General features: G+C 70.2%; 7 protein-coding genes and 1 tRNA gene. 4 read left to right on the forward strand and 4 right to left on the reverse strand.

Translation table 11 applies throughout. The features are described from left to right. Window positions 1–48: 48 nt before the first annotated feature. From ACLN58_RS15095 to ACLN58_RS15105, 3 genes are read right to left on the reverse strand one after another with little or no spacing between them, the layout of a single operon-like run. Window positions 49–747, reverse strand: a complete 699-nt coding sequence (locus tag ACLN58_RS15095; RefSeq protein WP_415856077.1) for a LutC/YkgG family protein — start codon at window positions 745–747, stop codon at window positions 49–51. Continuing rightward, window positions 744–2,372: a lactate utilization protein B gene (locus tag ACLN58_RS15100; RefSeq protein WP_415856078.1), complete on the reverse strand. Its 1,629-nt coding sequence runs from the start codon at window positions 2,370–2,372 to the stop codon at window positions 744–746. The genes ACLN58_RS15095 and ACLN58_RS15100 overlap by 4 nt, the downstream gene beginning before the upstream one ends. After that, window positions 2,369–3,214: a (Fe-S)-binding protein gene (locus ACLN58_RS15105; protein WP_415856079.1), complete on the reverse strand. Its 846-nt coding sequence runs from the start codon at window positions 3,212–3,214 to the stop codon at window positions 2,369–2,371. The genes ACLN58_RS15100 and ACLN58_RS15105 overlap by 4 nt, the downstream gene beginning before the upstream one ends. Before the next feature lie 83 nt (window positions 3,215–3,297). Here ACLN58_RS15105 and ACLN58_RS15110 point away from each other — a divergent pair, with 83 nt between their 5' ends. After that, window positions 3,298–4,014 carry a FadR/GntR family transcriptional regulator gene (locus ACLN58_RS15110; RefSeq protein WP_415856080.1) on the forward strand — a complete coding sequence of 239 codons (717 nt, stop codon included), beginning with the start codon at window positions 3,298–3,300 and terminating at the stop codon, window positions 4,012–4,014. A 20-nt stretch (window positions 4,015–4,034) separates the two neighbouring features. On the opposite strand, the gene dcd is transcribed toward ACLN58_RS15110, so the two are convergent. Next, the gene (gene dcd / locus ACLN58_RS15115) at window positions 4,035–4,610 is read right to left on the reverse strand and encodes a dCTP deaminase (RefSeq protein ID WP_415856081.1); all 576 of its coding nucleotides are present in this window, start codon (window positions 4,608–4,610) and stop codon (window positions 4,035–4,037) included. A gap of 125 nt (window positions 4,611–4,735) precedes the next feature. On the opposite strand from dcd, the gene ACLN58_RS15120 reads away from it, so the two are divergent. The 3 genes from ACLN58_RS15120 (at window position 4,736) to ACLN58_RS15130 (ending at window position 7,290) form a co-directional block, all read left to right on the forward strand. Continuing rightward, a tRNA-Gly gene (locus ACLN58_RS15120) sits at window positions 4,736–4,809 on the forward strand. A 43-nt stretch (window positions 4,810–4,852) separates the two neighbouring features. Further along, window positions 4,853–5,761, forward strand: coding sequence for a PrsW family glutamic-type intramembrane protease (locus tag ACLN58_RS15125; protein WP_415856082.1), 909 nt, complete (start codon window positions 4,853–4,855; stop codon window positions 5,759–5,761). 140 nt (window positions 5,762–5,901) lie between these two features. Beyond that, complete coding sequence (locus tag ACLN58_RS15130) at window positions 5,902–7,290, forward strand: MFS transporter (protein WP_415856083.1); 1,389 nt, start codon at window positions 5,902–5,904, stop codon at window positions 7,288–7,290. The last annotated feature ends 1 nt before the right edge of the window (window position 7,291 follow it).

Raw genomic sequence — 7,291 nt, forward strand, 5'->3', positions numbered from 1 at the left:
GAGCTCGCCGAGGCGAGCGCGCTGCGGGGCTAGCGCTGGCCGGCCCGGTCAGCGCGCGATGATGACGTCCAGCGTGCGCGGGCCGTGGACGCCCTCGACGCGCTCGAGCTCGATGTCGCTTGTGGCGGACGGACCCGAGATGAGCGTGAGCGGCCGCGTGACGTCAAGCCGCGCGAAGCCCTCCGGGACGATCCCCACGATCGTCTCGACCGGCACCACGCACACATGGTGGTCCGGCACGAGCGAGATCGCCCGCCGCCCCTGATCCGGCGAGCCGTCCAGCACAATCGTCCCCGTCTCGGCGATGCTCACCGCGGACGACGTCACCACAGCCTCCAGACCGTCCAAATGGACGACGGCGAGCGGCGCCTCACGCGAGTCCTTCACCGCACGCTCGGCGAGGCTCGGGTCGAGCCATTCGGCGGGGAAGCCTTCCGGGGCCACGAACTCCTTGCCCTCGAGGCGCGCCCGGATCGCGGCTGCCACTTCGGACCGCGGGACCACCTCGACGCGGGCCTTGTAGTCTTCCAGCCGGTCGACGAGGAGCTCCACGAGGGCGTCCTCGCCGAGGCCGGAGTCGGTGCGGTACCCCGTCGATTCGGGAGCCCCTTCAGGGGTCATCTCCTGCGGGTGCGAACCCACGGGACGTGACCCCTGAACGGGAGCACCCACGGGACGTGACTCCTGAACAGCGTCGGTGCCGAGCGCCTCGCGGATGTGGGCCAGGATCTCGTCGCGAGCGCTCATCGCGCCTCCCCTTCCGTTTTGCCGTCACCTTCGCGCGGCCCACCGGTTGCACCGTCACCTTCGCGCGGTCCACCCGTCGCGCGGTCACCTTCGCGCGGCCCCGCGCCCTTCTCCCGCTTCTTCCACCAGCTTCGGAACGATTCGCTCGGGGGCGCGGGGACGTCGCGGCTCTGGGTCCAGCCGGCGGCGAGACCGGGCAGGCTCGTGAACTTCCTGTCGCGCCCAGCGAGCGCCCGCGCCACGGGCAGCCCCTTCTCGACCAGCCCAAGCCGCTCGCCCGAGGACAGCGCCCACGACGCCGCGCCGAGGGCGACGTCCATCTGGGAGGGGAGGCCGCGCCGTCGTCCGCTTGATGTCCCGCCCGAACCGCCCGAAACCGGGCCGCGCCCGTGTTTCGCCTCGACGTCCTCGCCGCGGAGGTGCACGAGGATCTCGGGGATGTTGATCTTGACCGGGCACGCGTCGAAGCAGGCGCCGCACAGCGACGACGCGTACGGGAGCGACGAGTTCTCCTCCGCCTCGACGCCCGTGAGGAGCGGTGAGAGGATCGCGCCGATGGGACCGGGATACGTCGAGCCGTAGGCGTGGCCGCCTGTGCGCTCGTACACCGGGCACACGTTCATGCACGCCGAACAGCGGATGCAGTGCAGCGCGCTGCGCCCGTGGCGGTCCGCAAGCGCACGCGTCCGGCCGTTGTCGAGCAGGATCACGTGGACGTTCTGCGGGCCGTCGCCGGGAGTGACACCCGTCCAGAGCGACGTGTACGGGTTCATGCGCTCGCCCGTCGAGGAGCGCGGGAGCAGCTGCATGAAGACCTCGAGGTCCTGCGCCCGCGGGAGCACCTTCTCGATGCCCATCACCGTGATGAGCGTTTCGGGGAGCGTGAGGCACATGCGCCCGTTGCCCTCCGACTCGACCACGCCGAGCGTGCCGGTCTCCGCGATGCCGAAGTTCGCGCCGGAGATCGCGACCTTCGCGGAGAGGAACTTCCGGCGCAGGTGCGCGCGGGCGGCCATCGCGAGGCGGCGCGGCTCGTCCGTGAGGGAGCGGTCGACGCCGGGCATCTCGCGCAGGAAGATGTCGCGGATCTCGGTCCGGTTCTTGTGGATCGCGGGGACCAGGATGTGGCTCGGCTTGTCGTGGTCGAGCTGGACGATCAGCTCGGCGAGGTCGGTCTCGAACGCCGCGATGCCGCGCTCCTCGAGATACTCGTTGAGCCCGATCTCCTGCGTGGCCATCGACTTGACCTTGACGACCTCGCTCGCGCCGGTCTCGCGGATGAGGCCCTCAGCGATCCGGTTCGCCTCCGCGGCGTCGCGCGCCCAGTGGACCGTGCCGCCGCGCGAAGTGAACTGCTCCTCGAACTGGGTCAGGAGCTCCGGCAGGCGGGACATCGCCTCGGTCTTGAGGGCCGAGCCCGCGTCGCGGAGCGACTCCCAGTCCGGGAGCTCGGAGACGACGCGAAGGCGCTTGTCGCGGATCGTGTGGGTCGCGTGGCCGAGGTTGGCGCGGAGCTGGGCGTTGCCGAGCTCGCGTTGCGCCGCCTTCGGGAAAGGCTCGACGGCGGAGATGTTGCCGAAGCCGCGGGGCGGCACGGCTGGCATTCCCAGCGAAACCGTACTCATCGGGCACCGCCGAGCGCGAGCTCGCCGTCGAACGTCAGGGGATGGTCGCGGGTCGAGGCGAGCACCTCCGCGAGGTGGACGGTGCGCACGGGGGCGCCGCCCGCCGTCGTCCGCTGCTCGCGCGAAAGCCCGCCGCCGATGTGCATGAGGCACGAGGCGTCGCCGCCCGCGCATGCCGCGGCGCCCGTACCGCAGATGTTCGCGACCTTGTCGGCGAGCATCGCCGAGGAGACGTCCGCGTTCTTGACGGCGAACGTCCCGCCGAAGCCGCAGCACTGGTCGGCCTCGGGGAGGTCGACGACGCTGAGCGCCTCGACGCTGCGCAGGAGGCTCAGCTGGCGGTCGCCCAGGCGGAGGAGGCGCATGCCGTGGCACGACGGGTGGTACGTGATGGTCCCAGGGAGGTACGAGCCCAGCTGCGCAGCCGCGTCCGTGACGCCGAGGACGTCGGTGAGGAGCTGCGCGAGCTCGTACGTGCGATGTCCGACGGCGGTCGCCCGCGCCTCGAGCGTCGGGTCGGCGGCCTTCCCGCCCTTCTCGACCGCCCACTGGGCGACCATCGCGTGCTGATGCTTCACTGAGGCGACGCACGAACCCGAAGGCGCGACCGCGACGTCGTACTCCCCCGCGTCGAAGCCCGCTTCGAAGGTCCGGACGTGATTCTCGACCACGGGCAGCGCCTCGCGGAAGTAGCCCGAGTTGAGGTGCATCTGCCCGCAGCACGCCTGGCCGGACGGGAACACGACCTCGTGCCCGAGCCGCTCCAGGATCCGCACCGTGGCCTGCGCGACGCGCGGATACATCGCATCGACGATGCAGGTCGCGAAGAGCGCGATCTTCATGGGAGTCCTCTCCGGCCCGGATCTCACTCGGGACCATGTGGTCCGACCATACCGGCCCGACCCCAATACGGCAAGATGGATCCATGTCCGAACCGACTCCGCGCCCAGCCGCCGACCGCGCCCACGACGCCGTGCTGCGCCACATCGAGGACCGTCTGCGGTCAGGGGAGATCAAGCTCGGGGACCGGCTGCCCGGCGAGCGCGCGCTTGCGGAGCAGTTCGGCATCTCCCGCGCGTCGGTGCGGGACGCGATCCGCGCGCTCGAGGTGATGGGGGTCGTGAGGTCGGCCACCGGCTCGGGGCCGAACGCGGGCACGATCGTGGTCTCCGACCCCTCTGCGGCGCTCGGCTCCGCGCTCCGGCTGCACGTCGCGAGCCAACGGCTGCCGGTCAAGGACATTGTCGAGGCCCGCATCATGATGGAGACGTGGTCCCTCTCGCACGCCGCGGACGCGCCATGGGACGCCGCGCGGCTGGCGGAGGCGCGGCGGCTGCTCGAGGCGATGGACGAACGCGGGCTCCCCTCCCCCGCGTTCACGGCCCTCGACGCGCAATTCCACGTGGCGCTGAGCGCGCTCGCGGGGAACGCGGTGGTGAGCACCATGATGGATTCGCTTCGCGAGGCAATCCGCACGTATGTCGATGAGGCCGTGCTCGCGCACGGCGAATGGGACAGCATCGCGGCCGAGCTCCGCGAGCAGCACCGCGGGATCCTTGAGGCGGTCGAGGCGCGCGACGGCGAGGGCGCCGCTCGCCTCGTGCGCGAGCACATCGAGTGGTTCTACGCCCGCACCCTCTAGCCTCGTCGGCTTGCCGCGGGCTAGACGCTCGTGCGGTGGAAGTTGAGGTAGCTGCGCGAGGCCGTCGGGCCGCGCTGGCCCTGGTAGCGGTTCCCGTACATCCCCGAGCCGTACGGGTGCTCCGCGGCGGAGGAGAGCCGGAAGAAGCACAACTGGCCGATCTTCATCCCCGGCCACAGCTTGATGGGAAGGGTCGCGACGTTCGAAAGCTCGAGCGTCACGTGGCCGGAGAAGCCGGGGTCGATGAAGCCCGCCGTCGAATGAGTCAGGAGGCCCAGGCGGCCGAGCGAGGACTTGCCCTCGAGCCGCGCGGCGATGTCCTCGGGCAGCGAGACGGTCTCGAACGTCGAGCCGAGCACGAACTCGCCGGGGTGGAGGATGAACGCCTCGTCGCTCGCGACCTCGACGAGGCGGGTGAGCTCGGGCTGCTCGAGCGCCGGGTCGATATGCGCGTACTTGTGGTTGTCGAACAGCCGGAAGAAGCGGTCGATCCGCACGTCGACGCTGGACGGCTGGACCATGGCCGGCTCGAACGGCTCCAGCGAGATTCGCTGGGCCTCGATCTCAGCTCGAATGTCGCGGTCGGAGAGCAGCACGCCTCCCAAAATACCCCAGCTCACCCCACGGATCGTCGTCGTCCCGTCACCGAGACAGCCACCCCCGCCGCGAATCAAGCATCAGGTCGGGTGCTGTAAGCTGGATGAAGCCTTTCGGGGCTAACGCGGCCGTAGCTCAATGGCAGAGCGCACGCTTCCCAAGCCTGATACGCGGGTTCGATTCCCGTCGGCCGCTCCAACGTGACCGCCTCCGCTCGGAGGCCAGCGGTATCCTCACTCTCGTGGACGCAGACTCCGCTCCAGCCAGAACACGCCAGGGATGGTGGTGGAAGGCCCTCCTTGCGGGCCTGGCGCTCTGGCTCGCCACGATCGTGGTCACCTCCACGACACGCAGCCCCAATCTCGTCCCCACGCTCATCCTCCTGGGCAGCCTGCTCGTGCCGTTCTGCGTAGTCCTGTTCGCGGCCGAGCGGATCAGCGGGAACCTCACCTCGCTCGACGCGTTCATGGCCTTCTTCCTCGGCGGCGCCTTCGGCGTCCTGGGCGTGGCGCTCCTCGAGTCGAAGCTCGAAGTCTCGCCGTGGCTCTACCTCCGGGTCGCGCTCGTCGAGGAGTTCGTCAAGGCCCTCATCCTGCTCGTCCTGGGCCGCTCCGTCGCGCCCAAGACGGCACCGCAAGGGGCACTGCTCGGGGCGTGCATCGGAGCGGGCTTCGCTGGCTTCGAGTCGGCGGGATACGCGTTCAGCGCCGCCGTGACGGCCAACGGGCTCGACCTCGGGTCCCTCATCCAGAGCGAGGCGACGCGCTCCATTCTGACCCCCGTGTGCCACGTCCTGTGGACGGCGCTCCTCGGCGCGATCATCTTCGGCGCCGCGGGACCAGCCTCAACCGGCGCCGCGCGCGGCGCGGCAGACGGCGCCGCGGGAAGAGCCCCGCGCTATCGCCTCACGGCCGGGGTCCTCGCGGTGTTCCTTGGCGTCGTCGCGCTCCACGCGCTCTGGGACTCGATGCAGGGACTTGCGGACGCGTTCGCCGCCGTCGTCATGGGCGCCGTGGGGTCGGGGGCTCCCGACGCGAGCCAGGTCCTGGCGCCCTCCCCGGCCCTCTACGTCGCCGGGCTCGTGCTCGTGGCTGCGGCCGGAGTCGGCGCGCTCGCGCTCGTTCTGCGCCACCACAAGCCCCGGGCGTGACCCGCGCCTCGCCCCGAGATTGACACGCAGATCACATCGTGGTCTATTGGAAAGCGCTTACCAAGCGTAATCCGGACCACTCTCCACCATGGTCAGGGCACCGGACGAGCATCACAGTCAGGATGACCTAGGAGGGTCTCATGCACGAAGAGGTGCGCGGGCAGTCGAGCCCCGAGCAACCGCACAAGCCCGGAAACATGCACAAGCGGGCCGCACTGAGCGGCTGGGTCGGCAGCACTCTCGAGTACTACGACTTCTCGATCTACGCCTCGGCCGCCGCCCTCGTGTTCCCGGGAGTCTTCTTCCCGAGTGGCAACCCGACGGTCGCGCTCGTCGCGTCCCTCGCCACATATGCGGTGGGCTACGTGGCCCGCCCGCTCGGCGCGTTCGTCCTGGGCAACTGGGGCGACCGTCACGGCCGCAAGAACGTCCTCGTCTTCGCGCTCCTCCTCATCGGCGCGTCGACGTTCCTCGTGGGCCTCCTCCCCACGTACGGCCAGGCCGGCCTCGCGGCGCCGATCCTGCTCGTGGCGCTGCGCCTCATCCAGGGCTTCGCCGTCGCGGGCGAGCTGAGCGGTGCGAGCGCCCTCATCGCCGAGCACGCGCCCGCGGGCAAGCGCGGCTTCTACACGAGCTTCAGCCTCCAGGGCACGCAGGCGGGCAGCATCCTCGCGTCCGCCGCGTTCATCCCGCTCTCTGCGATGCTTCCCTCGCAGGCGTTCCATGCGTGGGGCTGGCGGATTCCGTTCCTGCTCAGCGCGCTCGTCGTCGTCGCCGGTTACCTCATCCGCCGCCGCGTCGCCGAGACCCCCGTCTTCCTCGCCGAAGCGGAAGGGCAGGAAGTGCCCAAGGCTCCGGTGGTTCAGGTGCTGCGCGAGAGCGGCTGGACCGTCTTCCGCGCCATCCTCATGGGCCTCGCGAACGTCATCGGCACCACCGCGGCCGTTTTCGGCACTGCGTACGCCACGCAGCCCGCGTACGGAATCAACATGAGCCCCGCGACGTACCTCTGGATGCCGGTGATGGCGAACGTCGTCGCCGTGGCCCTCATCCCGTTCTTCGGCAAGCTGTCCGACCGGATTGGTCGCCGCCCGCTCATGATCTTCGGCTCGCTCAGCTCGGGCGTGCTCTCGTTCGCCTACCTGTGGGCGATCAGCCAGAGGAACGTGGTGCTCACGGTCGTGCTCGCGATTCTCATGTGGGGCGTCCTGTACCAGATGTGGAACGCGACGTTCGCGAGCTTCTTCCAGGAGCTGTTCCCAACGCGCACTCGGGTCACGGGCTTCGCGGTCTCGCAGAACCTCGGCCTGCTCATCGTCGCGTTCCTGCCGACCGTCTTCACGCTCATCGCCCCTCCCGGATCCGCGAACGTTCCGCTCATCATCGGCGGCCTCACATTCGCGCTCGCGGCCATCTCGGCCGTCGCGGCGTGGGCCACGCGCGAGACCTCGACCCTGGAGCTCGACGCGCTCGAGTCCGCGGGCCGCTCCTCGCACCACGAGGCCGGCACGGCGGCGAAGACCGTCTGAT

Source organism: Sinomonas sp. G460-2, from assembly GCF_047759905.1.
Classification (GTDB): Bacteria; Actinomycetota; Actinomycetes; order Actinomycetales; family Micrococcaceae; genus Sinomonas.

Excerpts from the sequence above, each read along its gene's own strand:
- ACLN58_RS15130 (WP_415856083.1), top strand. The coding sequence starts at position 5,902 with ATGCACGAAGAGGTGCGCGGGCAGTCGAGCCCCGAGCAACCGCACAAG.
- ACLN58_RS15095 (WP_415856077.1), bottom strand. The coding sequence starts at position 747 with ATGAGCGCTCGCGACGAGATCCTGGCCCACATCCGCGAGGCGCTCGGC.
- ACLN58_RS15110 (WP_415856080.1), top strand. The coding sequence starts at position 3,298 with ATGTCCGAACCGACTCCGCGCCCAGCCGCCGACCGCGCCCACGACGCC.
- ACLN58_RS15105 (WP_415856079.1), bottom strand. The coding sequence starts at position 3,214 with ATGAAGATCGCGCTCTTCGCGACCTGCATCGTCGATGCGATGTATCCG.
- ACLN58_RS15100 (WP_415856078.1), bottom strand. The coding sequence starts at position 2,372 with ATGAGTACGGTTTCGCTGGGAATGCCAGCCGTGCCGCCCCGCGGCTTC.